At 69.2% G+C, this 23,605-nt stretch carries 22 protein-coding genes and 1 pseudogene; 8 read left to right on the forward strand and 15 right to left on the reverse strand.

The annotated features are described in order from the left end of the window. Nucleotides 1-8: 8 nt before the first annotated feature. On the reverse strand, nt 9-1,109 hold the full coding sequence (locus tag JTE92_RS11600; protein WP_063237514.1) for an extracellular catalytic domain type 1 short-chain-length polyhydroxyalkanoate depolymerase: 1,101 nt from the start codon (nt 1,107-1,109) through the stop codon (nt 9-11). 152 nt (nt 1,110-1,261) lie between these two features. Here JTE92_RS11600 and JTE92_RS11605 point away from each other — a divergent pair, with 152 nt between their 5' ends. Beyond that, complete coding sequence (locus JTE92_RS11605) at nt 1,262-1,462, forward strand: DUF3606 domain-containing protein (protein WP_063237515.1); 201 nt, start codon at nt 1,262-1,264, stop codon at nt 1,460-1,462. A gap of 213 nt (nt 1,463-1,675) precedes the next feature. Beyond that, nucleotides 1,676-2,425, forward strand: coding sequence for a carbonic anhydrase (locus JTE92_RS11610; RefSeq protein ID WP_063237516.1), 750 nt, complete (start codon nt 1,676-1,678; stop codon nt 2,423-2,425). Between the two features lie 191 nt (nt 2,426-2,616). Here JTE92_RS11610 and JTE92_RS11615 read toward each other — a convergent pair whose 3' ends face one another. The 6 genes from JTE92_RS11615 to czcI form a co-directional block, all read right to left on the reverse strand. After that, complete coding sequence (locus JTE92_RS11615; RefSeq protein WP_063237517.1) at nt 2,617-3,372, reverse strand: sulfite exporter TauE/SafE family protein; 756 nt, start codon at nt 3,370-3,372, stop codon at nt 2,617-2,619. Nucleotides 3,373-3,383: 11 nt separating this feature from the next. Beyond that, on the reverse strand, nt 3,384-3,740 hold the full coding sequence (locus JTE92_RS11620; RefSeq protein ID WP_063237518.1) for an antibiotic biosynthesis monooxygenase family protein: 357 nt from the start codon (nt 3,738-3,740) through the stop codon (nt 3,384-3,386). 50 nt (nt 3,741-3,790) lie between these two features. Continuing rightward, entirely contained in the window at nt 3,791-7,003 is a 3,213-nt protein-coding gene (locus JTE92_RS11625; protein ID WP_063237519.1) for a CusA/CzcA family heavy metal efflux RND transporter, read from the reverse strand. A gap of 12 nt (nt 7,004-7,015) precedes the next feature. Next, entirely contained in the window at nt 7,016-8,326 is a 1,311-nt protein-coding gene (locus JTE92_RS11630; protein WP_063237520.1) for an efflux RND transporter periplasmic adaptor subunit, read from the reverse strand. A 17-nt stretch (nt 8,327-8,343) separates the two neighbouring features. Further along, on the reverse strand, nt 8,344-9,624 hold the full coding sequence (locus tag JTE92_RS11635) for a TolC family protein (protein WP_063237521.1): 1,281 nt from the start codon (nt 9,622-9,624) through the stop codon (nt 8,344-8,346). Nucleotides 9,625-9,720: 96 nt separating this feature from the next. Then, nucleotides 9,721-10,089, reverse strand: coding sequence for a cation efflux protein, CzcI family (gene czcI / locus JTE92_RS11640; protein WP_063237522.1), 369 nt, complete (start codon nt 10,087-10,089; stop codon nt 9,721-9,723). Between the two features lie 246 nt (nt 10,090-10,335). Between czcI and JTE92_RS11645 the strand changes: the two genes are divergently transcribed. Then, entirely contained in the window at nt 10,336-10,641 is a 306-nt protein-coding gene (locus JTE92_RS11645; RefSeq protein WP_063237523.1) for a hypothetical protein, read from the forward strand. Between the two features lie 106 nt (nt 10,642-10,747). Here JTE92_RS11645 and JTE92_RS11650 read toward each other — a convergent pair whose 3' ends face one another. The 4 genes from JTE92_RS11650 to JTE92_RS11665 all read right to left on the reverse strand — a co-directional run bounded on the left by JTE92_RS11650 (nt 10,748) and on the right by JTE92_RS11665 (nt 14,031). Then, nucleotides 10,748-10,951, reverse strand: a complete 204-nt coding sequence (locus JTE92_RS11650; protein WP_063237524.1) for a zf-HC2 domain-containing protein — start codon at nt 10,949-10,951, stop codon at nt 10,748-10,750. A gap of 46 nt (nt 10,952-10,997) precedes the next feature. After that, on the reverse strand, nt 10,998-11,588 hold the full coding sequence (locus JTE92_RS11655) for a sigma-70 family RNA polymerase sigma factor (RefSeq protein ID WP_063237525.1): 591 nt from the start codon (nt 11,586-11,588) through the stop codon (nt 10,998-11,000). Between the two features lie 66 nt (nt 11,589-11,654). Beyond that, complete coding sequence (locus tag JTE92_RS11660) at nt 11,655-13,277, reverse strand: ATP-binding protein (protein WP_063237526.1); 1,623 nt, start codon at nt 13,275-13,277, stop codon at nt 11,655-11,657. Between the two features lie 49 nt (nt 13,278-13,326). Next, nucleotides 13,327-14,031, reverse strand: a complete 705-nt coding sequence (locus JTE92_RS11665; protein WP_063237527.1) for an alpha/beta hydrolase — start codon at nt 14,029-14,031, stop codon at nt 13,327-13,329. Nucleotides 14,032-14,242: 211 nt separating this feature from the next. Between JTE92_RS11665 and JTE92_RS11670 the strand changes: the two genes are divergently transcribed. The 5 genes and pseudogenes from JTE92_RS11670 (at nt 14,243) to JTE92_RS11690 (ending at nt 19,247) form a co-directional block, all read left to right on the forward strand. Continuing rightward, nucleotides 14,243-15,481 (forward strand): acyl-CoA dehydrogenase family protein, encoded by a 1,239-nt coding sequence (locus JTE92_RS11670; RefSeq protein ID WP_063237528.1) that lies wholly within the window; start codon nt 14,243-14,245, stop codon nt 15,479-15,481. Nucleotides 15,482-15,504: 23 nt separating this feature from the next. After that, nucleotides 15,505-16,845, forward strand: a complete 1,341-nt coding sequence (locus JTE92_RS11675) for an LLM class flavin-dependent oxidoreductase (RefSeq protein WP_063237529.1) — start codon at nt 15,505-15,507, stop codon at nt 16,843-16,845. A gap of 114 nt (nt 16,846-16,959) precedes the next feature. After that, a complete protein-coding gene (locus JTE92_RS11680; protein ID WP_063237530.1) occupies nt 16,960-17,772 on the forward strand; it encodes a MetQ/NlpA family ABC transporter substrate-binding protein in 813 nt (270 codons plus the stop codon). Between the two features lie 10 nt (nt 17,773-17,782). Further along, nucleotides 17,783-18,559, forward strand: a pseudogene (locus JTE92_RS11685) (methionine ABC transporter ATP-binding protein); the annotation flags it as partial. A 31-nt stretch (nt 18,560-18,590) separates the two neighbouring features. Further along, nucleotides 18,591-19,247, forward strand: coding sequence for a methionine ABC transporter permease (locus tag JTE92_RS11690; protein ID WP_063237532.1), 657 nt, complete (start codon nt 18,591-18,593; stop codon nt 19,245-19,247). A gap of 154 nt (nt 19,248-19,401) precedes the next feature. Here the strand turns inward: JTE92_RS11690 and JTE92_RS11695 are convergent, their stop codons facing one another. The 4 genes from JTE92_RS11695 to JTE92_RS11710 are packed head-to-tail and all read right to left on the reverse strand — an operon-like array spanning nt 19,402 to nt 23,604. Next, the gene (locus tag JTE92_RS11695) at nt 19,402-21,114 is read right to left on the reverse strand and encodes an ABC transporter ATP-binding protein (RefSeq protein WP_371136890.1); all 1,713 of its coding nucleotides are present in this window, start codon (nt 21,112-21,114) and stop codon (nt 19,402-19,404) included. Next, complete coding sequence (locus JTE92_RS11700) at nt 21,101-21,652, reverse strand: carboxymuconolactone decarboxylase family protein (protein ID WP_063237534.1); 552 nt, start codon at nt 21,650-21,652, stop codon at nt 21,101-21,103. The genes JTE92_RS11695 and JTE92_RS11700 overlap by 14 nt, the downstream gene beginning before the upstream one ends. A gap of 43 nt (nt 21,653-21,695) precedes the next feature. Beyond that, on the reverse strand, nt 21,696-22,583 hold the full coding sequence (locus JTE92_RS11705) for an ABC transporter permease (protein WP_116386896.1): 888 nt from the start codon (nt 22,581-22,583) through the stop codon (nt 21,696-21,698). Nucleotides 22,584-22,605: 22 nt separating this feature from the next. Further along, on the reverse strand, nt 22,606-23,604 hold the full coding sequence (locus JTE92_RS11710; RefSeq protein WP_063237536.1) for an ABC transporter permease: 999 nt from the start codon (nt 23,602-23,604) through the stop codon (nt 22,606-22,608). Nucleotide 23,605: the final 1 nt, after the last annotated feature.

Consider the following 23,605-nt stretch of genomic DNA (forward strand, 5'->3'; position numbering starts at 1 on the left):
GACGCTTCTCACCCCCCAACCGCCAGGAAAAACCGCAGCGCCAGCTTCAGGCCGTCCGGACCTGCCGGATCCGAGAACGCATGTCCGCCTGCCCCGCCACTCCAGGCGTGGCCCAGTCCTTCGACCCGCACCAGCCGCAGGTAGGGCGCCTTGCCCTCGGTCCAGTCGAATACATCGACCGCACGCCGCATGCCGCGCTGGATGCGCCGCGCCGGCACCGCAGCGAGCGGATGCGCGCCTTCGGGCTGCAGCTGCATCCACAGCGCCGCCGCCGCGGTGGCGTTGCTGACATCGACCATGGCGTCGGCATCGCCATGCAGCAGCAACAGCGGCGGCGGGCGCCGGCCGGCAAGGCCCAGGCGCAGCGCGTGGACGGCCCGGGCATCGGGCCCGCGCTGGCCGCGCATCGCCCGTGCCGCCTGCGTGGCATTGGTGGCGCTCCATGGCACCGCGCCGGAATGCGAGCCGACCGCTGCGAAGCGCGCGGGATAGCGCAGGCCGAGCGTCAACGCCATCGCCCCGCCCGCTGACAGCCCGAGCACACTGACGCGGTCAGCGGCCACCGGATGCGTGCGGCATGCCTGCTCGACCAGCGCCATCAGCAGGCCCGCTTCCACTGCGCCCTGCCCGGCGGGCTTGAACCAGTTCCAGCAGCGCTGCCCGTTCGCCTGCGAGCTCTGCTCGGGCAGCAGCACCACCCAGCCCGCTTCGCGCGCCACGGCGGCGGCACGCGTGACCGCGGCGAAGCTGGCGGTGTCCTGCCCGCAGCCATGCAGCAACACCAGCATCGGCGCGCGGCGCCTGCCATTGGCGCCCGCCGGCACGAACATGCGATAGCGCCGCGGCGCGAGCGGGCCGGCGCCCCAGCTGCCCTCCTCCCAGCGCCCGCTGCCGCGGCTGCGCGGCGGTTCGGCCGGCGACACCACGCCGGACAGCGCGCGCTGCGTGGCCGCGGTGACTGCAGCGGATTGCTTCACCGCGTTGCGCACGATGGCCTCGGTCATCGGCCTGGTGATATTGCGGTTGACCGCGCGCTGCATGCGGCGGGCATTGCGCGTGGCGGCCTTGTTCAGCGTGGACCAGAGCTTTGCACCGGAAGAGCGGGGCATGCGGCGTCCTGTCGGCGTGGGTAACCCGTGCATCATATGCCGAGTCGCGTGCATGGCATGGCGCACAGCTTCGGCATTGCATGCAACGCGATTCCGATCACTGCCTACAATGCAAGGGCCGTGTCGCGCCGAGGCACGGACAGGAGGCGAGCATGATCGATGCAACGAGCCAGTTCAGGCCTTTGGATCCGGGCCGCATTAACCTGATGGATCCGCTTGAAGTGCAGTACTGGTGCCGCGAGCTTCGCTGCAGCGAGCAGGATCTCGAAGCGGCCGTCGATGCCGCCGGCGACCATATCGCCGCGGTGCGGGACCAGCTGGAGTCAAGCCAGCCCGGCACCCCGCCGCACTGAAGCGCAGGCACGGCCGGATCTTCCGGCCGTGCCTGTCATGATGTCTGCCACGTCCCCGCAATAAGCGCGGTGCAGACCGGAATTCAGTAATGCTGTGTTCGCGTAGGATGAGTTTTGCTGCATGATTTCGGGCCCGGGCCAGGCCTGGCGGCAGACCGCGCCGGCCCGGGAGATCCGAAACCATGGGGGTCACCTACACGAGGACGCATCGACATGACCATCAAGCTGCCGGCCATCACCATTTGCGCAGCGATGCTCGCCCCTGCCGCCTGGGCAGGCAACGACACCCACTGGAGCTACGCCGGACCGACCGGCGCCGGCCATTGGGGCGAGCTCGACGCCGGCTACAAGACCTGCACGCTGGGCAAGCACCAGTCGCCCATCGATATCCGTACCGACAAGACGGTGAGCGCGGACCTGAAGCCGATCGGCTTTGGCTACACCGCGACGCAGGCAACCGTGGTCAACAACGGCCATACCGTCCAGGTCAACCTGCCCGCGGGCGGTCAGGCCGAGTTCGACGGCGCGGCGTACAAGCTGGTGCAGTTCCACTTCCACACGCCAAGCGAGGAGAAGATCAACGGCAAGGCGTATCCGCTGGTGGCGCACCTGGTGCACCAGGACGCCGCAGGCAAGCTGGCGGTGGTGGCGGTGCTGTTCAAGACCGGGCGCGAGAATGCGGCGTTGCAGCCGGTCTTTGCCAGCCTGCCGGCCAAGACCGGTGAATCGCGCCAACTGAATGCGCCGATCGACGTAACGGCGCTGCTGCCCGCACAGCAATCCTACTGGGCGTTCACCGGCTCGCTGACCACGCCGCCCTGCAGCGAGGATGTGAAGTGGCAGGTGTTGAAGACGCCGGTGGAGATTTCGGCGGCGCAACTGGCTGCGTTCCGCAAGCTCTACCGGATGAATGCGCGGCCGGTGCAGCCGTTGAACGGGCGGGTGGTGCAGGCGGGACGGTGAGTTTCATGCGCTTACCAATGACCTTTGCTTAGCCGATTGGTGCTCCCTCTCCCGCTTGCGGGAGAGGGTTGGGGTGAGGGCGGGGGTGTCAACGAAGTAAAGCGCGTCGGTATGCCAGCGCCTGCCCTCTCCCCCTGCCCCTCTCCCGCAGGCGGGAGAGGGGAGCAAACCGGCGGTCTTCAAGGGCAATGTCACGAAAGCCCGCGCATCGCCAGCTCGCCGCCCAGCACCAGCAGCCCGCAGAAGAACACCTTGCGGAAGCGCTCCGCACTGATGCGATGGCGCAGCCATTGCCCGATGAACATGCCGCCGAGCGCAGGCACCAGCGCCAGCAACGAAGCCCCCAGCACCGGCGTGTGCAGCAACGATCCGCCCAGCGCCAGGCTGACCGCCAGCGCAATGGTCGAGATCGTGAAGGACAGCCCCAGCGCCTGCACCAGGCTTTCCTTTTCGAGCCCCAGCCCTTGCAGGTAAGGCACGGCGGGAATCACGAACACGCCGGTCACCGCGGTGATCGCGCCGGTCACCAGCCCGACTACCGGCCCGAGCCAGGCCTCTGCCGCCGGCGGCACGTGCAACTTCACCGCAGCCAGCCCGACCATCGCATACAGCACCAGCGCCACGCCAAGCGCCGAGGTGGCATGGGTCATCATCCCGGCCGGCACCAGCGCCGCGCACAGCCACGTGCCGGCGCAGATCGCCGCCAGCATCGGCCACAGCCGAAGTACCAGTTGGCCGAAACGCGGACCACTGACCAGCTGCACCAGGTTGGTCACCATCGACGGCGCCACCAGCAGCGCCGCGGCCTGCGCCGGCGGCATCACGAGCCCGAGCAGTCCCACCGCGACGGTGGGCAGGCCCAGGCCGACCACGCCTTTGACAAAGCCCGCCAGCAGGAAAGTCAGGCCGATGAAGGCGGCCTGCGTCCCGATTGCTTCCATCGTCATCGCTGGCGCCTTCAGCCGGGCTTGCGGTCGTGGGCCGCGCGGCTGTCGGCGGGGGCTTCGTCGCGCGCGTGCATGCCGTAGTCGCGCAGCACCTGCGCCACGCGCAGCCGGTAGTCGGCGAACACGCCGCCGCGGCCGGCGGCCTGTGCCTCGCGGTGCGCCACGGTATTGCGCCAGGCAGTCACCGCGGCCTCGTCGCGGAAGAAGGACAGCGACAGTATCTTGCCGGGGTTGGCCAGGCTCTGGAAACGCTCGACCGAGATAAAGCCGTCGATGGTCTCCAGTTCGCGGCGCAGCGTTGCCGCGATGTCGAGATAGGCGTCGCGGCGGCCCGGTGCGGGCTCGACTTCGAAGAGGATGGCGATCATGGGGGCTCCTTGTGCTGCCGCCAGTGTGCCGCGTGCACAGGAGAAACGCTTCACGGCGGCGTGAAAGATGGATTGCTGGCGTGGCGGTCCACAGTTGCCGGCTCATCGCCATCCTGCGCCAACTCCGCCACCGGCTCATCACTCCTGTGCGCCAGCCGGTACAGCACCGGCAACACCAGCAGCGTCAGCGCCGTCGACGACAGGATGCCGCCGATCACCACCGTGGCCAGCGGGCGCTGCACTTCGGCGCCCGTGCCGGTGGCCAGCGCCATCGGCACGAAGCCCAGCGACGCCACCAGCGCGGTCATCAGCACGGGCCGCAGCCGCGTCAGCGCGCCATCCCGGATCGCCTGGTCCAGCCCCATGCCCTCTTCGCGCAGCGAGCGGATAAACGACAGCATCACCAGCCCGTTCAGCACCGCCACGCCGCACAGCGCGATAAAGCCCACCGCTGCCGAGATCGACAGCGGAATGCCGCGCAGCCACAGCGCAAGGATGCCGCCGGTCAGCGCGAACGGGATGCCGGTGAAAACCAGCAGCCCGTCCTTGACGTTGCCGAACATGGCGAACAGCAGCACGAACACCAGCCCCAGTGCCAGCGGCACCACCACGCGCAGCCTTGCGGTCGCGGACTGCAGCTGCTCGAAGGTGCCGCCCCAGCTGGTCCAGTAGCCGGCGGGGATGCGCACGCGCTCGCGGATGGCGGCCTCCGCCTCGGGCACGAAGCTGCCGATATCGCGGCCGCGCACGTTGGCGCTGACCACGATGCGGCGCTTGCCGTTCTCGCGCGAGACCTGGTTGGGGCCGGGCGCGATCTCCACGGTGGCGACTTCGCTGAGCGGGATATAGCTGGTGCGCGCGCCGGCAGAGGTGTCCTTCGGCAGCGCCACCGGCAGGCGCCGCAGCGCTTCCACGTCTTCGCGCACGGCTTCCGGCAGGCGCACGACGATGTCGAAGCGCCGGTCGCCGCTGAAGAAGGTGCCCGACACCTTGCCGCCGATGCCGATCGCCACGGCCTCCTGGATATCGCTCAGGTTGAGGCCGTAGCGCGCGGCCTTGTCGCGGTCGATATTGACGCTCAGCATCGGCAGCCCGGTGGTCTGCTCGACCTTGACCTCGGCCGCGCCCGCAATGCCCTGCAGCACCGCGGCGATGCGGTTGGCGGTGTCCTCCAGCACGGCGTTGTCGTCACCGAACACCTTGACCGCGACGTCGGAACGCACGCCCGAGATCAGCTCGTTGAAGCGCAGCTGGATCGGCTGCGAGAACTCGTAGTTGTTGCCGGGCAGCTTGCCGACCTCCGCGCGGATCGCGGCGATCAGCTCGTCGCGCGTGCGGCGCGGCGCGGGCCATTCGGACTGCGGCTTGAGCATGATGTAGCCGTCCGAGATATTCGGCGGCATCGGGTCCGAGGCGATCTCGGCGGTGCCGGTGCGCGCGAACACGCGCTGGATCTCCGGGAATTTCGCCTTCAGCGTGGTCTCTATCTGTTGCTGCATCGCCACCGACTGCGTCAGGCTGGTGCCGGGAATGCGCAGCGCCTGGATGGCGAGGTCGCCCTCGTTGAGGTTGGGCACGAACTCGCTGCCCAGGCGCGTGGCAATTGCCAGGGACAGCGCCACCGCGACGCCGGCCAGTGCCAGCACCACCGGCGTCGCCGACAGCGAGCGGTCAAGCAGCACGGCATAGCGGCGCCGCGCCCATGCCATCAGCCGGTTCTCGCGCTCGGCCACGCGATTGCCGATCGCCAGCGCCACCGCCGCGGGAACGAAGGTCACCGACAGCACCATCGCCCCCAGCAGCGCCAGCACTACGGTGATCGCCATCGGGTGGAACATCTTGCCCTCGACGCCGGTCAGCGCAAAGATCGGCAGGTACACCACCATGATGATGAGCTGGCCGTACAGCAGCGGCCGGCGCGCCTCGCGCGCGGCGGCAAAGACCTCGTGCAGGCGTTCGGTGCGCGTCAGCGCGCGGCCATGGCGTTGCTGCGCATGCGCCAGGCGCCGCACGCAGTTCTCGACGATCACCACCGCGCCGTCGACGATGATGCCGAAGTCCAGCGCCCCCAGGCTCATCAGGTTGGCGCTGGTGCGCGTGTGGACCATGCCGGTGAAGGTGAACAGCATCGACAGCGGGATCACCAGCGCGGTGATCAGCGCCGCGCGCAGGTTGCCGAGGAACAGGAACAGGATGGCGATCACCAGCACCGCGCCTTCCAGCAGGTTCTTCTTCACCGTGGCGATGGCCTTGTCGACCAGCGTGGTGCGGTCGTACACGGTGATCGCTTTCACGCCGGCCGGCAGCGTGCGGTTGATCTCCGCCATCTTGCGGTCGACCGCCTGCGACACCGTGCGGCTGTTCTCGCCGATCAGCATGAAGACCGTGCCCAACACCACCTCGCGGCCGTCCTCGGTGGCGGCGCCGGTGCGCAGCTCGCCGCCGGTCTGCACGCTGGCCAGGTCGCGCACGCGGATCGGCTGGCCCTGCGCGGTGCCGACGATGACGTCGCGGATATCGTCGAGCGAGCGCACCTGGCCCGGCACGCGCACCAGGTATTGCTCGCCGCGCCGCTCGATATAGCCGGCGCCGACGTTGTCGTTGTTCTTCTCCAGCGCGGCCACCACGTCGGCGAGCGACAGGCCGTACGATGCCATCCGCTCCAGGCTGGGCGCGACCACATAGGCGCGCGCATGGCCGCCGATGGCATTGACCTCGGTCACCCCCGGCACGTTGCGCAGCTGCGGGCGCACCACCCAGTCCTGGATCTCGCGCAGGTCGGACAGCGTGTACGGCGTGCCGTCCGGCTTGCGCGCGCCGGGCTCGGCTTCGACGGTCCACAGGTAGATCTCGCCAAGGCCGGTGGAAATCGGCCCCATCGCCGGCGTGATGCCGGGCGGCAGCCCGTCGCGCGCTTCCTGGATGCGCTGGTTGACCAGCTGCCGCGCGAAATGGATATCGGTGCCTTCGCGGAAGATCACCGTGACCTGCGACAGCCCGTAGCGCGACAGCGAGCGGGTCTGCTCCAGCCCCGGCAGGCCCGCCATCACGGTCTCGACCGGATAGGTGATGCGCTGCTCGGTCTCCAGCGGCGAATAGCCGGGCGCGGCGGTGTTGATCTGCACCTGCACGTTGGTGATGTCGGGCACGGCGTCGATCGGCAGCCGGGTGTAGTTGTACAGGCCCAGCGCGGCCATGCCGAGCACGGCCAGCAGCACCATCCAGCGCTGCTCGATGGCAAAGCGGATCAGGCGTTCGAACATGGCGCCTCCCGCTCAGTGCTCATGCCCGGCGCTGGCCTTGCCCAGCTCGGACTTGAGGATGAAGCTGTTGGCCGCGGCGTAGCGCGCGCCGGCCTGCAGGCCTTCGGTGATCTCGACCAGCTTGCCGCCGCTGCGGCCGGTCTTGACCGGCTGCACGGCAAACCCGCCCGGCACCGCGACGAACACGGCGCTGCTGCCATCGACCTGCTGCACGGCATCGGCTGCCACCGTGACCGGCACCTGCGTCGCGGCACCGAGCACGCTGACCGTGACGAACAGCCCGGGCCGCCACGCCATGCCCGGATTGGCCAGCGTCACGCGTGCCTTGGCGGTGCGGGTCTGTTCGCCGAGCAGCGCGCCGACGTAGGAGACCTTGCCCTCGGCCTGCGACTCGGAGGCGGTGGAGCGGATCCTGACGGTCTCGCCCACGCGCACCTGGTCGAGGTCGCGCGCCGAGACCACGAACTCGGCCCAGACCGAGCTCAGGTCGGAGATGGTGAAGACGCTGGCGTCTTCCTTGACGGCCTCGCCCAGCGACAGGTGCTTCTCCACGATGATGCCGTCGAACGGCGCGCGCAGCGCGAACTGGTTCAGGCTGCCGCCCTTGCCGTCCTTGCCGTCCTTGCCGGCACTCTCCGCTGCGCCGATCGCGACCAGCTTCTGCCTGGCGTTCTGCACCGCGATCTGCGCTTCCTCCAGCGCGGTGCGGGCCTGCTGGTAGTCCTGTTCGGCGGAGATCTTCTCCTGCCACAGCGTCTTTTCGCGCGCGTAGGTGGCGCGCGCCAGCGCCTCGCGCCGCTGCGCCGCGAGCAGTTCGCTGCGCTGCTCGGCCAGTGCCGTGCTGGCGATCACGGCCAGCACCTGGCCCCTGGCGACCTGCTCGCCCAGGTTGGCCGGCACCGCCTGCGCCACGCCCGCGACGCGCGGCACCACGTGCGCGGTGCGGTCGTCGTTGAAGCGGATCTCGCCGGGGAAATCGACGCTGCCGCGCAGCGGCGCGGAACCCGCCGTGGCGATGCCGATGCCGGCCTGCTGCACCTGCTCCGGCGTCAGCTTGATGACGTGGGGCTGGTCGGCCGCCTGCGCTGGCGCAGCGGCGGCAGCGGCTGCGCTGGCCGGCGTTGCCGCCGGCTTGTCGTGCGCGTGGCCGTGGTCATGGTCGTCATGGTCGACATGCTCGCCTTGTTCAGCGTGCTCGCCATGCTCATGCCCGGCCTCGCCTGAGCCGCCGCCCTTGCCCGTGAACAGGATCGCCGCGCCGCCCAGCAGCCCCGCGACCAGGATGGCCACCACCGCGGCCCGTTGTTGCTTGCTCATTGCCATGCTTGGAGCCTTCCGTATCAGTGTCCGAGGATGCGATCGATGCTGGCGGCCGCGTCATAGGTGCGGGCCAGCACGTCCAGGTAGCGGATGCGCGCCTGGAACAGGGTGCGCTGGGCGTCCAGCACATCAAGGAAATTGAATTTGCCGGCCTCGAACCCGCGCGAAGCGGCGGCGTACGCCTGCTCCGCCGCGGGCAGCACCGAGCCCTGCAGCGTCTGCGCCGCGGCGCGCGACACAGACAGCTGCGTCGACGCCTGCTGCAGCGCATTGGCCAGCCGGATGCGGTTGGCCGCATGCGCGTCCTGCGCGCGGTCGGCCCGGCGCAGGGCCGCGTACAGGTTGCCCTGGTTGCGGTCGAACAGCGGCAGCGGGATCGCCACGCCCAGCACGGCCATGTTGCGGTTGGCCTCGTTGTCGCGCTTGGCGCCGAGGCTGACGGTGACGTCGGGGTACTGGCGGCTGCGCGCCACCGCGACTTCGGCGCGGCTGCGTTCGGCGGAGAGGCGGCTGGCGGCCAGCAGCGGGGAGTCTTCCAGCGCCGTTTCCAGCGCGGCGGGCGCGGGGCGCGACGGCAGCGCGTCGAGGTCACCCTGTGCCTGCGCGAAGCGCGGCGCGGCGTTGCCCCACAGCGCGGCCAGCGACTGCCGTGCCGACTGCAGCGCGCCGGTGGCCTCGGCCAGTTCCAGCTCGGCGTTGGCCTGCTCGACCTGCGCGCGCGTCGCTTCCAGCGGCGCCACCTTGCCGGCGGCAACACGGCGCGAGGCGGCCTGCGCGGCGCGGCTGGCGATATCGACCGAGCCCTCGGCCAGCTTGATGCGCTCCTGCGCGACCAGCACGCCGAAGAAGCGCGCGATCACCGCCGCGCGCAGCTCGGCGCGTACGCCGCCCAGCTCCGCCTGCGCCAGTTCGCGCCCGCGCTCGGCCACGCCGATGCGGGCGGCGCGCTTGCCGCCCAGTTCGATCGGCACGTTGAACTGGCCGGTGGTCGAGCGCGTGGCGCGGCGCGTGTCTTCCATCAACACAGCCAGCTCGGGATTGGGGATCACGCGCGCCTGCGTCAGGTCGCCCTCGGTGGCATCCAGCTCCTTGCCGGCGGCGGACAGCGCGAAGCTGCCGGCTTCGGCCAGCGCCAGCGCGGCGTCGAGCGTCAGCGTGCCGGACGGCTCGCGTACGCCCGCGCCGTCCGCACTGGCGGCGTACGGCGAGGGTTGGATGGCGGATGGTGGCGTCTGGGCGACGCCGGCAAGCGGGCTGGTCAGTACGGCCGCCAGCCCCAGCGGCAGCAAAAGTCTTCGCATCGAATTGCACCAGGAAAGAAACCGGGAATTCGGCGAGACGCCTGAGTTCAGCGAATCAGGGAGAAATCAGGGAAGCGGGTAGCGTCGTCTCGCCGGCTAAGCGAGACGGGGCCACTGCGGGCGGTCGGGCGCCCTGGCGCTGTGGGAGGAGAAGCCGGCCTGCGGCGGGGCCTGCGCCTGTTCGACGCGCTGGCTGGCCTGCACGCGCGGCCCGTCGGCGCGCGCGAACGGCACCGAGGCGACATGGCAGACCCCGCAGTCGGGATCGGCCATGCCCAGCTTGTCGGCATCGGCGCTGTCCTTGGCCGCATGCTGGCCGGCATCGGCCTTGTGCTGGTGCTCGTGATGCCCCAGGTGCTGCTTGGCCGCTGCGGCCACCTCGTGCCGGCAATACGCGGCCGCTCCCGCCCAGGCGAACTGGAGCGGCAGGATCAGCGCGAGGAGGATGAGGAGCAGGCGTTGCATGTCGGCAATGGCAGCGAGCCGCAAGTTTAACCGAGGCCGGCCGGTGTTCACGCGGCGCGCCGATTACATTTGCGTCATGGCGTAACGGTGGAATGCCAGCCGATTGATATTCAATTTATTTGAACGATATATCCATACCATTCCCCGCTTGCGCTCGGTCAAGGCTCCTATAGTTCGTTACATGAACGGCACGCACACAATGCACCACGTTCTGGCAAATTCAACGAACAATACTGGAGAAACCTCATGACCAAGACCGCCCGCTTCGCTTCCGCCCTGTTCCTGTCGCTGGCCGCCCTCGGCGCCGCCCACGCCGCTACCGCCGCCGAACGGCTGCCCGGCGACAAGTACGGTTATGAGTTCCGTTCGCACGATGCCTTTACCGATGGCGCCCGCGCCGGCAAGCCCGATCCGTATGTGGACGGGGCCCGCACGGTGGCCGGCCTGGACCGCGGCGGCGTGTCGGCAGCCCCGGCGCGCAGCTTTGACCCGTATAGCGAAGGCAGCCGCGTGGGTGGCTTCGATCCTTACGGCGAAGGTGCGCGTGCGTGATTGCCGCTGGTTTGCTCCCCTCTCCCGCGTGCGGGAGAGGGGAGCCTTTGCCAGTGGTGTCGGCTTGCGTTTAGCGCAATTGCGAACACTGACTGCGGACGCAGCTTCAATCCTCCCGCCCCATCCGCCGCATCGCCTCCCGCATGGTCCGCATCTGCGCGCTGAACGCGGTGCAGGCTTCGCAGATCGCCAGGTGGCCACGCACGCGCAGCCGTTCCACCCACGACAAAGGCTGGTCCAAACCCTTCATGGTCAGGTGGTGAACCTCTTCGCAGTCCGGCAGCAGGCGGCGGGCGGGACGGTCGGGCATCGTAGTTGCCAAGGGTTAAGTGGACGATATCGCTGGCAAAGGCCGATCAGCCCTTGCCGGCAGCGCCACGCTGCCCGAACCAGTGCAGTTCCAGGCACGCGCGCAGCCGCATGCGGGCCCGGTACAGCATGGCCCATGCATTGGTCGCGCTGATCTGCAAGACCTGACAGATTTCTTCGGTATCGAGCTCCAGCCATTCCCGCATCATGAACAGCCGGCCCAGCCGCGGCGGCAGCCGGTCGACGCATAGCTGCAGGATCTCGAAGAACTCGCGGCGCTCGAAGGCGCGCTCGGGGTCGCCCCAGTCGGAAGGCGGATCCTGGTAGTGGCCGTTGCGTGTGAACAGCGCATCCAGCGCCTCCTGCTCGGACAGCGCCTCGCCGTCCTCCGGCGCCACCAGCGCCAGCCGCACCTCGCGCCGGCCGCTGCGCAGGCTGTCGATCAGCTTGTGCTTGAGGATGCCGACCAGGTAAGTGCGCAGCGACGACTGGCCGGCAAAACGGTCCGGGTGCTCCAGCGCGGCCAGCAGCGTTTCCGACACGGCGTCTTCCGCCAGCCCCTCATCGCGCAGCTGCAGGCGCGCAAAGCGCAGCAGGTAGGGCCGTACGGCCTGCAGTTCGGCAGGATCGAGGCTCATGGGGCGCGTCGGCGGCGTTGGCAGATGCGCCATGATACCGCTGGCCCGCGCTTCACGGCATGCGCTTCAGTTCAGTCCCCGGAATTGCCCGCAAAGCCTGAACACGTCTTCGTTCAGCGGCACTTCCCGCGCGCGGGCATAGCGCGTGGCCAGCTTGAGCAGCTCCTTGATATCGCGCCCGCTGGCCTTCGGATAGGCCCGCAGCAGCGCCTCGACCAGCCCGTCGCCCAGCTCGGCGCCGAACTGCGCCGCCTGCAGCCGCCACAGGCGCCGCGCATCGTCCTTGCCCGGCGTTTCGTAGTGGATGGTGGCGATGCAGCGCGACAGGATGGCATCGTCGACATCGCCGATGCGGTTGGTGGTCATGAACAGCAGGCCGTTGAAGTACTCCAGCGTGCGCAGGAACTCGGCGACGATGGCGTTGTGCTCGAGGTCGTTGTCGCGGCAGCGGATATAGACGTCGGCCTCGTCCAGCAGCAGGATCGCGTTCCAGCGCATGGCGCGCTGCAGGATGCCGCCCAGGCTGGCGCCGACCGAGGCCGCGGTGGTGCCGAGCTGTCCCGAATGGACCCGGTACAGCGGCTTGCCGACGACTTCGGCATAGACCTCGGCGGTCAGCGTCTTGCCCAGCCCCGGCGCGCCCTGGCACAGGATGGTGGTGCCGCCCGACTTGCCGGGCACGAAGTCCGGCACCAGCACGTCCATGTGCGAGGTCAGGATATCGATCAGGTCGCGGTGGGGGTCGGGCAGCACCAGCTTGTCGCGCAGCTCGGGCTGGTAGCGGTATTCGGTCAGGTGCTGCACATGCACCCACAGGTTGCGGTGCCACTCCAGGTGGAAGAGGTGCACGTAGCCGTGCAGCGGCACCGCCTCGAAGCCGGCTTCCACCCCGGCCTCGCGCCAGAACGCGGCATCGCAGCTCATCTCGAACCGGCGCGCGAGCCGTTCCTCGTCATTGACGCAGCGCGCCGCCACGCCGTCGGGCACGCGCGTCAGCTCGGCCGCGCCTTTGGCATCGAGCGACCACGCCGGCCCGCTGGCGACAAACTGCGCGCCGAAGCGCTGCTGGTAGCGCACGAAGCGCCGCGCGTGATGCTCGTACTCCTGCCGGAACTCTGCGCACTCCTTGTAGAAGCCGAACTCGGCCAGCAGCTCGGGAATGGTGCGGTTGGCGATGTCGTCGCGCGTGATCACCATCGACGTGGTCATGCCGGCGCGGCGCTTGTGGTGGTCGGTCAGCTCGGAATTGGCGGATTGCATGGTGTTGGCCAGCAGGTCCACCACCACGTAGGCCAGGCCCTGCTCGGGCGCCACGTAGCGCATGCGCCGTACCAGCCAGGGCAGCAGCACGCCGTCGCGGTTGCGCTGGTACAGCCAGCCATCGATGGCATCGCGCGACAGGTAGGCCACCAGTCCGCCGATCAGCTGGTCCAGCCCCGGGATGACACGCGCCTGCGGCGCATTGTGGATATTGTCCAGCGCCAGCATCTGGAACATCAGCGCGCGCTGGTCCTGGCTCTTGCTCAGCGTGTAGAGCGAGTTCAGCGCCTGCGCGTCGAACAGCTTGCTCGACACCAGCATGTCGCCGTGGCACACGCCGTGCTCCTGCAGCTGGCGGGCCAGCGGCGTGCCCGTGCCGATCATGGCGAGCAGCGGGTGGATCAGCGCTTCCGGAATCTCGAAATCCATCGAACACACTCCCGTTGGCCGTACGCCCCGCGCGGGACGCCGCGGCGAGTCACTGCAGGAAGAACGCGACGGCCTGCTCCACCACCGGCGGGTGGATGACATGCAGGCCGTCGAATTCCACGTACTCGACCGCATAGCCGGCGGCCTTGAGCTTGGCCGCGTTGGCGCGGCCGCTGGTGGCGATGGGCAGCTGCTCGTCGTCGCGTCCGTGCGCGACGAATACCTTCGGCGCGCCTTCCTGCATGAAGACCGACATGAAGCCGCCGGAAAACGCCAGCACGTGGCTGGCGATATCGCCATTGGTGATGCCGATCGACAGCGCGTAGCTGGCGCCATCGGAGAAACCGGCGAAGCCCACGCGCTCGCGGTCGATGCGATAGCGCGACGTGACCGCGGCAAGCGCCAGCTGCAGGCGTTCCAGGTCGGGGCCGTTGCCGCCGATCACGATGTCCCAGGTCGGGTAGAGCGACTGCGGCGCCAGCACCAGGAAGCCGTGGCGCTGCGCGTGGGGCTCGATGTGCGGCAGGACCTTTTCGGCATGGCCGCCAGCGCCGTGGAACATGACCAGCAGCGGTACCGGTGCGCCGGCATCCAGGCCCTCCGGCACGAACAGTACCGGATCGCGCTCGGCCGCAACACCCAGTCCGTGGCGGCCTGGTGGCAGCGGCGCGGGGAACGGGCCGGACGGGGCGGCACGGTGCACCGGCTCGTCGAAGGTGAAAGACAGGCGGCCGAACAAAGAAGGATCGAGCATAGGGGGGATCCGGATGGACTGGCGGAACGTCTGACAGTGAGCTAAGGGCAGCGCCCGCCTTTCTGATATTTTGTATATTACATACAAACGTTATTTCGCGCCACCCAGCCCGCCGAGTGCATGAATATCGATATGGGCTTTCCTTCGTTCCCCCGCCTGCCCGCGTTGCCTATGCTGGGCCCCTGCGATTTTCGATACGGAGGAACCACCCATGAACGCACCGTTGGCCATCGATGTCCCGCATGCCCGGCATGCCCTGCGCGCCGCGCTGGACGGCGTGCCGGCGCTGGCCAGGCAGATCGGCACCGATGCCGCCGCGCGCGAAGCGCTGCGCGTGCTGCCGCATGACGGCTTTGCCTTGTTCCGCCAGTCCGGCCTGGGCCTGCTGCGCATTCCAGTGGAATGGGGCGGGCTGGGCGGCTCGCTGGTTGACCTGTTCGAAGTGATTACCGCGATCGCGGCGGAGGAATCGAATGTGGCGCACGCGCTGCGCATCCACTTCGACCAGACCGAATCGCTGCGCCTGTCGCCGCGCTCGGCGTTCAACGACCTGCAGGTGCAGCGCATCGTCGGCGGTGCGATCTTCGGCGGCGCCTCGACCGAGCGCGGCACCGCGCGGCCAGGCGAGATCACCACGGCACTGCGGCGCGACGGCGCGCACTACCGCGTCAGCGGCAAGAAGTACTACTCGACCGGCACGGCCTTTGCCGACTATGCGCGCATCAACGTGCAGGATCCCGATGGTGAACCGGTCTTCATCATCATCCCGACCGACCGTCCCGGCCTCAGCGTGATCGACGACTGGGACGGCATGGGCCAGCGCATGACGGCCAGCGGCAGCCTGGTGCTCGACGACGTGGCCGTGCAGGCCGGCGAAGTGGCGCGGCGCGGCAACACCACGCTGGCCGGCCGCCATTGCGGCGCGCTGCGCCAGCTGCACCTGGTGGCGGTGGCCGCCGGCATCGTGCGCAACGCCTGGACCGACGCCACGCGCTATGTGCGCGAGCACGGCCGCCCCGTGTTGCACAGCCCGGCGCCCTCCGCGCGCGAGGACCACTTCATCCAGCAGGTGATCGGCGACCTCGCCGCGCACAGCCACGCCATCGACGCGCTGGTTCGCGAGAACGCGCGCGCGCTCGACCGCTCCGCCGACGCCCTCCGCGCCGGCCCCGGCGCCGGCGCCGACAATGCCGAGGCGCTGGTGCTGCAAGCCGCGCTGGCCACCGCGCAGACCCAATTGGTGGTCAGCAAGCTGGCGCTGCATGCGGGCGAGCGCATGTTCGAGGCCGGCGGCGCCTCGGCCACGTCCAGGCAGCACAACTTCGACCGCCACTGGCGCAACCTGCGCACGATCTTCAGCCACAACCCGCTGCTGCACAAGGGCCGCGTGGTGGGCGCCTACCACCTCAACGGCGAGACCACGCACCTGACCGAAGGCCGCGTGTTCTGACGCGCCGCGCCCGGAGACCAACCATGACAGCGAGCACTCCGCAGCGCCAGCTGCACCTGAACATCAACGCGCTGCATTCCGGCTTCGTGCCGTCGGCCTGGCGGCTGCCGCGCAGCGACGTGCGCGCCTTTGTCGACGTGCAGCACTACGTGCGGCTGGCACGCATCGCCGAGGCCGGCAAGTTCGACGCCATCTTCCTGGCCGACAATGCGTCGATCGCCGACCAGATCCACTTCCGCCCGATCACCGCGCTGGAGCCGACGCTGCTGCTGGCCAGCGTGGCGGCGGCGACCACGCACATCGGCCTGGTGGCCACGGTCTCGACCAGCTACAACGAGCCCTACAACATCGCGCGGCGCTTCGCCACGCTGGACCACCTCAGCGGCGGCCGCGCCGGCTGGAACGTCGTCACCACCGCCGACGCGGGCTCGGCGCGCAACTTCGGGCGCAGCGCGCCGATCGAGCATGGCCAGCGCTATGCCCGCGCGGATGAGTTCACCCGCATCGTCAAGGCGCTGTGGGACAGCTGGGAAGACGATGCCTTCATTGGCGACAAGAACACCGGCCGCTTCGTCGATACCGGCAAGCTGGCGCCGGTGGCGCACCACGGCACCTTTTTCGACGTGCATGGCCCGCTGAACCTGCCGCGTCCGCCGCAGGGACACCCCGTGCTGTTCCAGGCGGGCGGCTCGGCCGATGGCCGCGAGCTGGCCGCGCTGCACGCCGAGGCAGTGTTCTCCGCATCGCAGTCGTTCGAGGAAGCGCTCGCCTACAAACGCGAGATCAACGCGCGCGCCGAGGCGCTCGGGCGCGGGCCGCATGCAGTCAAGATCCTGCCGGGCCTGACCACCATCATCGGCGCCACCGAAGCGCAGGCACGGCAACGCCGCGACGAACTGGTCGAGCTGATCCCATGGGACTACAGCCTGAACCGGCTGGCCGGCACGCTTGGCATTCCCGTTGAGCGCCTGCGCCTGGATGCGCCGCTGCCGGAGAAGATCGCGCTGCCGGCCGACGGCAACCACACCTTCTTCCGCGCCACGTTGGCGCTGGCGCGGCGCGAGCGGCTGACGGTGCGCGAACTGATCCGCGAACTGGCCGGCGGCGGCGGGCATCGCGTGATCGTCGGCACGCCCGACCAGATCGCCGACGATATCGAGCACTGGTTCCGCCACGGCGCCGCCGACGGTTTCAACCTGATGCCCGATGCGCTGCCCGACGGGCTGCAGGATTTTGTCGACGGCGTGGTGCCGATCCTGCAGCGCCGCGGCATCTTCCGCACGGAGTACGAGGGCACGACGCTGCGCCAGCATCTTGGCCTGCAGCGGCCGGCCGGGCGCACGGTGACACGCGCGGCGGCTTGAGCGAAGGGTCCGCGCCAGCGTGCGGCCAATTGCATTTGCTAGCGCGGATTCCTTCGTGGACCGGGTGCGGCGCGCTCCATAGACTGGCGTTTCCATCACTCCTTTCAGCCAGTCATGAAACGCCGCCACGTCCTTGCAACCCTTGCTCTCGCGCTTGCCGCGTTCTCCATCGGCAACGCCCAGGCCCAGCGCAGCGACCGCCCGCTCAAGGTGGGCGTGCGCGGCGGTGTCGATGAAGAAATCTGGGAAGTCGTCACGCGCGTTGCCGAAAAGCAGGGCCTGAAAGTCCAGCCCATCGTCATCACGGGCACTGCCAGCCCCAACGAGGCGCTCAACAACGGCGACCTCGACGCCAACGCGTTCCAGCACATCCCCTTCCTGCGCGACCAGATCAGGCAGCGCGGCTACACGATCGTCAATGTCGCCGATACGCTGATCTCGCCGATCGCCTTCTACTCGCGCAAGGTCAAGTCGCTCGAAGCGCTGCCCAACGGCGCGCGCATCGGCATCCCCAACGACCCGAGCAACCAGACGCGCGCGCTGGTGATCCTGCGCGACCATGGCCTGGTGAAGTTGCGCGACGGCTTCGATCCCTTCACAGGCACCGCGTCGCTGTCCGACATCACTGCCAACCCGAAGAAGCTCGAGTTCATCGAAAGCGCCTCGGTGGTGCTCCCGCGCGCGCTGCCCGATGTCGACGCCGCGGCCATCGTCAACACCTTTGCTTACCAGGCCGGCCTGATCGCCACGCGCGACGGCATCGCCGTGGAGAAGAAGGAGCACAACCCGTATGTGAACGTGATCGCAGTGCGCGAGAAGGACAGGAATGCGCCGTGGGTGGCGCCGCTGGTCAAGGCGTACCAGTCCGACGAAGTGCGCAGGTTCATCCAGACCAAATACCAGGGATCGGTGATCCCGGCCTTCTGACCGAGACCCTATGCAAACCGTATTGCCATTGCGGGAAGCGGCCCCGCATATCGTGTTCAGGGACGTCGGGAAGACCTATGCGGGCGCGGCAGCGCCCGCGCTGGCCGCTGTGTCCTTCACCATCGGGCGCGGCGAGCGCTTCGGCATCATCGGCCGCAGCGGCGCCGGCAAGTCGACGCTGCTGCGCACCATCAATATGCTGGAGCGCCCCGACGCCGGCCAGGTCCGCATTGACGGCGCCGACATCGGCGCGCTCGATGAAGACGGGCTGGTGGCGCTGCGCCGGCGCATCGGCATGATCTTCCAGCACTTCAACCTGCTCTCGGCCAAGACCGTGTTCGACAACGTGGCGCTGCCGCTGCGCGTAGCCGGCGTGCCGCGGCAGGAGATCAGCGCGCGCGTCGGCGAACTGCTCGACCTGGTCGGCCTGTCGTCCAAGGCGGATGCTTATCCGGCGATGTTGTCGGGCGGACAGAAGCAGCGCGTCGGCATCGCCCGCGCGCTGGTGCACCGGCCTGAAATCCTGCTCTGCGACGAAGCCACCTCTGCGCTCGACCCCGAGACCACCGAGCAGATCCTGGCGCTGCTGCGCGATATCAACCGGCAACTCGGCCTGACCGTGGTGCTGATCACGCACGACATGGCTGTGATCCGCGAAGCCTGCGACCGGGTGCTGGTGCTCGACCACGGCCGCATGGTCGAAACTGGCCCGGTGTGGCAGGTGTTTGCCGAGCCGCAGGCACCGGCGACCATCGCGCTGCTGCGGCCGCTGCGGCAGCGGCTGCCCGAACCGCCCCACAACATGGAGACCTCGCATCGTGTCGCTGCCCTGGGTTGACAAGTACATCAAGGCGCTCGGCGAGACCCTGCTGATGACCGGCAGCGCCTGCGCCGTGGTGTTCGTTGCCGGCATGGCACTGGCGGTCGTGCTGACCGTTACCGCGCCGCGCGGCCTGGCGCCGCGGCCGCGGCTGCATCGCACGCTGTCGGTGCTGGTCAATATGTTCCGCTCGATTCCGTTCATCATCCTGCTGGTGGCAATGCTGCCGGTGACGCGGATGATCGTCGGCACGACCATGGGAACATGGGCCGCGGTGGTGCCGCTGAGCGCGCACCTGATCCCGTTCTTTGCGCGCATCTCGCAAGTGGCGCTCAACGAGATCGATCCCGGGCTGGTCGAGGCGGCGCGGGCAATGGGATGCCGGCGCTGGCATATCGTTCGCCATGTGCTGCTGCCCGAGGCAATGCCGGCGATCATCGGCGGCGCCACGGTGACGGTGATCGCGATGATTGGATCGTCGGCAATGGCCGGTGCAGTAGGGGCCGGCGGGTTGGGCGACCTCGCGATTCGATATGGGTATGAGCGCTATGAGACCGCGGTGATGTTCAACGTGATCATCATCCTGGTGGCGCTGGTGACAGTGGTGCAGTTTGGTGGGGAGAGGCTGGCGCGGTATTTTGATCATCGGCGGTGAAAGGCCCTGAATGCGCCTGGCGAAGCGATGGCGGGGGTGAGGGCGGGGGCCTCCACGGAGTAGCCGGCCGTGATGCTTGCGAAGCGCCGGCCCTCACCCCCTGCCCCTCTCCCGCAAGCGGGAGAGGGGAGAAAACATTCGGCGTGCGGCCGCATCAGGCCGCCATCGCCGGCACCGCCGCCAGCAACTCCCGCGTGTAGGGATGCCGCGGCGCGGCCCAGATCTCGTCACGATCCCCGACTTCCACCAACTGCCCGTCCCGCATCACCAGCACGCGATCCGCGATATAGCGGACCACGCCGAGGTCGTGCGAGATAAACAGGCACGCCAGCCCGTACTCCGCCTGCAAGTCGGCCAGCAGGTTCAGCACCTGCGCCTGCACCGAAACATCCAGCGCCGACACCGGCTCGTCGCAGACCAGAAACCGTGGCCGCACCACCAGCGCGCGCGCAATGCCGATGCGCTGCCGCTGCCCGCCCGAGAACTCGTGCGGATAGCGCCCCAGCGCAGCGCCCGGCAGGCCAACGCGTTCGATCATGGTCAGCGCGCGTTCGCGGCGCACGCGGCGGTCACGCACGCCGTGGATCTGCAGCGCGTCGCCGAGCAGCTCGCCCACGGTCTTGCGCGGGTTCAGCGAGCCGTAGGGATCCTGGAACACCAACTGCATGGCGCCGCGCCACGGGCGCATGTGGCGCCGGTCGATGGCGGCGAGGTCGGTGCCGTCGAATTCGATGCGGCCGCGTTCATGGTCGGCCAGCCGCAGCACGGCACGCGCCAGCGTGGACTTGCCGCAACCGGACTCGCCCACCAGCGCCACGGTTTCGCCCGGGGCAATCTCGAACGATACGCCGCGTACCGCATGCGTCTGGTGCACCCCGTTGCGATGGACGACGTGCAGGTCGTCGATCCGCACCAGCGGCGCCGTTGTAGTTGCCGGCGCCGGTGCGCGCAGTTCCGGCCGCGTCAGCCGGAACGCGGACGGTGTGCCGTCGGCGCGCCGCGCCACGCGCAACTCGGGCAGGCGTTCAGTGCGGAAATGCGGTGCCTCCCCGTTGCCATGCCCGCTGCTCAGCGAAGCGCCAAGCAGCGCGCGGGTATAGGGATGCCCCGGCTGCCTGAACAGCGCGGCCGTGGCCTGCTCTTCCACCTTGATGCCGTCATGCATCACGGCCACGCGGTCGGCCCAGCGCGACACCACGCCCAGGTCATGCGTGATCAGCAGCATTGCCATCGACAGCTCGCGCCGCAGCGTATCGAGCAGTTCCAGGATCTGGGCCTGCACCGTGACATCGAGCGCGGTGGTGGGCTCGTCAGCGACCAGCAAACGCGGCGAACACGCGATCGCCATGGCGATCATCACGCGCTGGCGCTGCCCGCCGGAAAGCTGGTGCGGATAGGCGTGGAAGCGCCGCGCCGGCTCGGGCATGCGCACCCGTTCCAGCAATTCGAGCGCCCGTGCGGCCGCGGCGCGCGCCGACAGCGGCTGGTGCAGCCGCAACGCCTCGACGATCTGCGCGCCAATGGTCAGCACCGGGTTCAGCGACGTCATCGGCTCCTGGAACACCATCGACACGGCGTTGCCGCGCACCGCGGTCATGGCCCGCCCGGACAGTGCCAGCAGGTCGCGCCCTTCCAGCAGGATACGGCCGCTGGCCAGTGCCGACGGCGGCAACAGCCGCAGCACCGCCAGCGCCGTGGTCGATTTGCCGCAGCCCGACTCGCCCACCAGCGCCACGGTTTCGCCCTGGCGGATATCGAGGTCGAGGGCGGACACCGCGGGCCGTCCGGCGCCCGGGTAGCGGATGGTCAGGCCGCGCAGCGAAAGCAGGGATTGCGTCATCGTCGGATCGGGTTCACGTGTCGGCATGTACCTCGGCGGCAAGCAGCTCCGGCTCGACCTGGATTTCCAGCGCCTCGTTGAAACGCGCGAAGAACGCGCACAGCGCCGCGCGCAGGGTCAGCTCGACCAGCTGTGCCTCCGAGAAATGCTCGCGCAGCTTCGCCACCAGCGTGTCGGTGACGCGCTGCCGGGTAACCTGCACGGTGTAGTCGCGCACCAGCCGCTCGACCGGATCCAGCCCCGGCACGTCGGGTTCGAGGATATTGACCACGGTGGCCGCAGCCACGCCGAGGGCCTGGAGCCGCGGCTCGTGATGCGTGATGCAGTAGTGGCAGGCGTTGAGCCGCGAGGCCGTGACCAGCACGATCTCGAGATGCCGGCGCGTGATCAGCGCGTCGCGGGCGGAGTCGAGCAGCAGGCCGAACAGGTGCTCGACGGCGGGCGGGCGGTGGCCGAGCACCTTGAGCATGTTGCCGAAGGCACCGTACTCACGCTCCACGCGCTCGTACACGGCGCGGGCATCGCCGGGAAGGCTGGAAGCATCGATAGGGTTGACGCGGGCCAAAGGGATTCTCCTTGGGACAAGACATTAGGCCGCGCGGGCCGCCTCAGCGGCCCTCGCGCGGATCGAAGACAGCGGCGAGCCCGTCGCCGATCAGGTTCAGTGCCAGCACCGTGATGCCGATGGCCACGCCGGGCAACACGCAGGCATACCAGTCGGTGCGCAGCACTTCGCGCCCGGCGCCGACCATATTGCCCCAGCTCGCCACGTTGGGATCACCCAGGCCGAGGAAGGCCAGGCTCGATTCGGTCAGGATCGCGGTGGCGACCATCAGCGAGGCCGACACCAGCACCGGCGTCAGCGTATTGGGCAGGATGTCGTGGACGATGATGCGGACGTTGCTCGCCCCCAGCGCTTCGCTGGCGAGCACCATGTCGCCATGGCGCAGGCGCAGCACCTCGGCACGCACCAGCCGCGCCAGCGCCGGCCACGAGGTGATGCCGATCGCCAGCGCAATGCTGGCCACCGACGGTTGCGCGATGGCGACGATGGCCAGGGCGAACAGGAACGACGGTATGGTCTGGAAGAACGTCGTCAGCGCGCCGAACACGCGGTCGGCCCGGCCGCCGTAAAAGCCCGCGGCAATCCCGCCCGCCACGCCCAGCGCCACCGCCAGCGCGGTCGACACCGCGGCGATCAGCAACGACGTGCGCGCGCCGTGGAACAGGCCCGCCGCGATATCGCGGCCGAGCATGTCGGAACCGAGCGGGAAGGCCCGGTCGTGCCCCGGCCACAGCAATGGCTCGGTGGCCATGTCGAGCGGGTCGCCGGGATACAGCCAGCCCGCGCTTGCGGCAGCGGCCAGCACCACCAGCAGCAGCACACCGCCGGCCAGCGCGCTCGGCGACGACCACAGCCGGTGCCACGCGCCGCGGCGTCGCCGCGGCAGGGCCGGCGCGCCGGCATCGGATTCTCCGGCCACCTCGGCCGGCAATACCTGGAAAGACGAAGACACCTCAGGACTCCTGGCGTGGCAGCCGGATGCGCGGGTCGATGCGCGCGTAGACGAGGTCAACGATCGCGTTGACCACGATCACCACCACGGAGCTGCACAGCAGGATGCCGAGCAGCAGGTTGTAGTCGCGCTGGTAGAGCGCGTCGAAGGCAGTGCGGCCCAGTCCCGGCCACGAGAACACGGTCTCGACCACCACCGCGCCACCGATCACCGAGCTGGCCTGCACGCCGACCATTGTCACCAGCGGCAGCAAGGCATTGCGCAGCACGTGATGGATCAGCACGCGCCGGCCCGGCGCGCCCTTCGCCACCGCGGTGCGCACGAAGTCCTGGCGGCCCATCTCGATCATGCTGGCGCGCATCAGCCGCACGTAGACGGCCATGTAGAACAAGCCCAGCGTCACCGCCGGCAGCAGCAGGTGCCGCGCCACGTCCAGCGCATAGGCCCAGCCGCCCAGGCCAGACTCGACCGTGAACATGCCGCCCACCGGCAGCCAGTCGAGCCATACCGAGAACACCAGCACCAGCATCAGGCCGGTCCAGAACAGCGGCGTGGCAAAGCACAGCAGCGCCAGCGTCGAGATCACCGTATCGAGCAGGCGCCCGGCGCGGGCCGCCGCCAGCACGCCCAGCGTGGCGCCGGCGACCACCGCGAAGGCGATGCTTGCGCCCATCAGCAGCAGCGTCGCCGGCAGCCGTTGCAGGATCAGGTCGAGCACCGGCATGCCCTGGCGGAAGGAGAAACCCAGGTCGAGCCGCGCGAGGTGCCAGAGATACTTGCCCAGCTGCACCCACAGCGGCTGGTCCAGCCCGAACTGCGCGCGCAGCGCCGCCAGGTATTCCGGCGTGGCGGCGCCGGCTTCGCCGGCCAGCACCTGAGCGGCGTCGCCGGGCGCCAGCCGCAGCAGGAAGAAGTTGACGACGGCAATCGCCGCCACCACCCCGACCGCCTGCAGCAGCCGCTGCCAGCCGGGCGCGCGCGAGCCAGTGTGCGCAGCCATC

This window comes from Cupriavidus oxalaticus (genome assembly GCF_016894385.1).
In the GTDB taxonomy this organism is placed as follows: Bacteria; Pseudomonadota; Gammaproteobacteria; order Burkholderiales; family Burkholderiaceae; genus Cupriavidus; species Cupriavidus oxalaticus.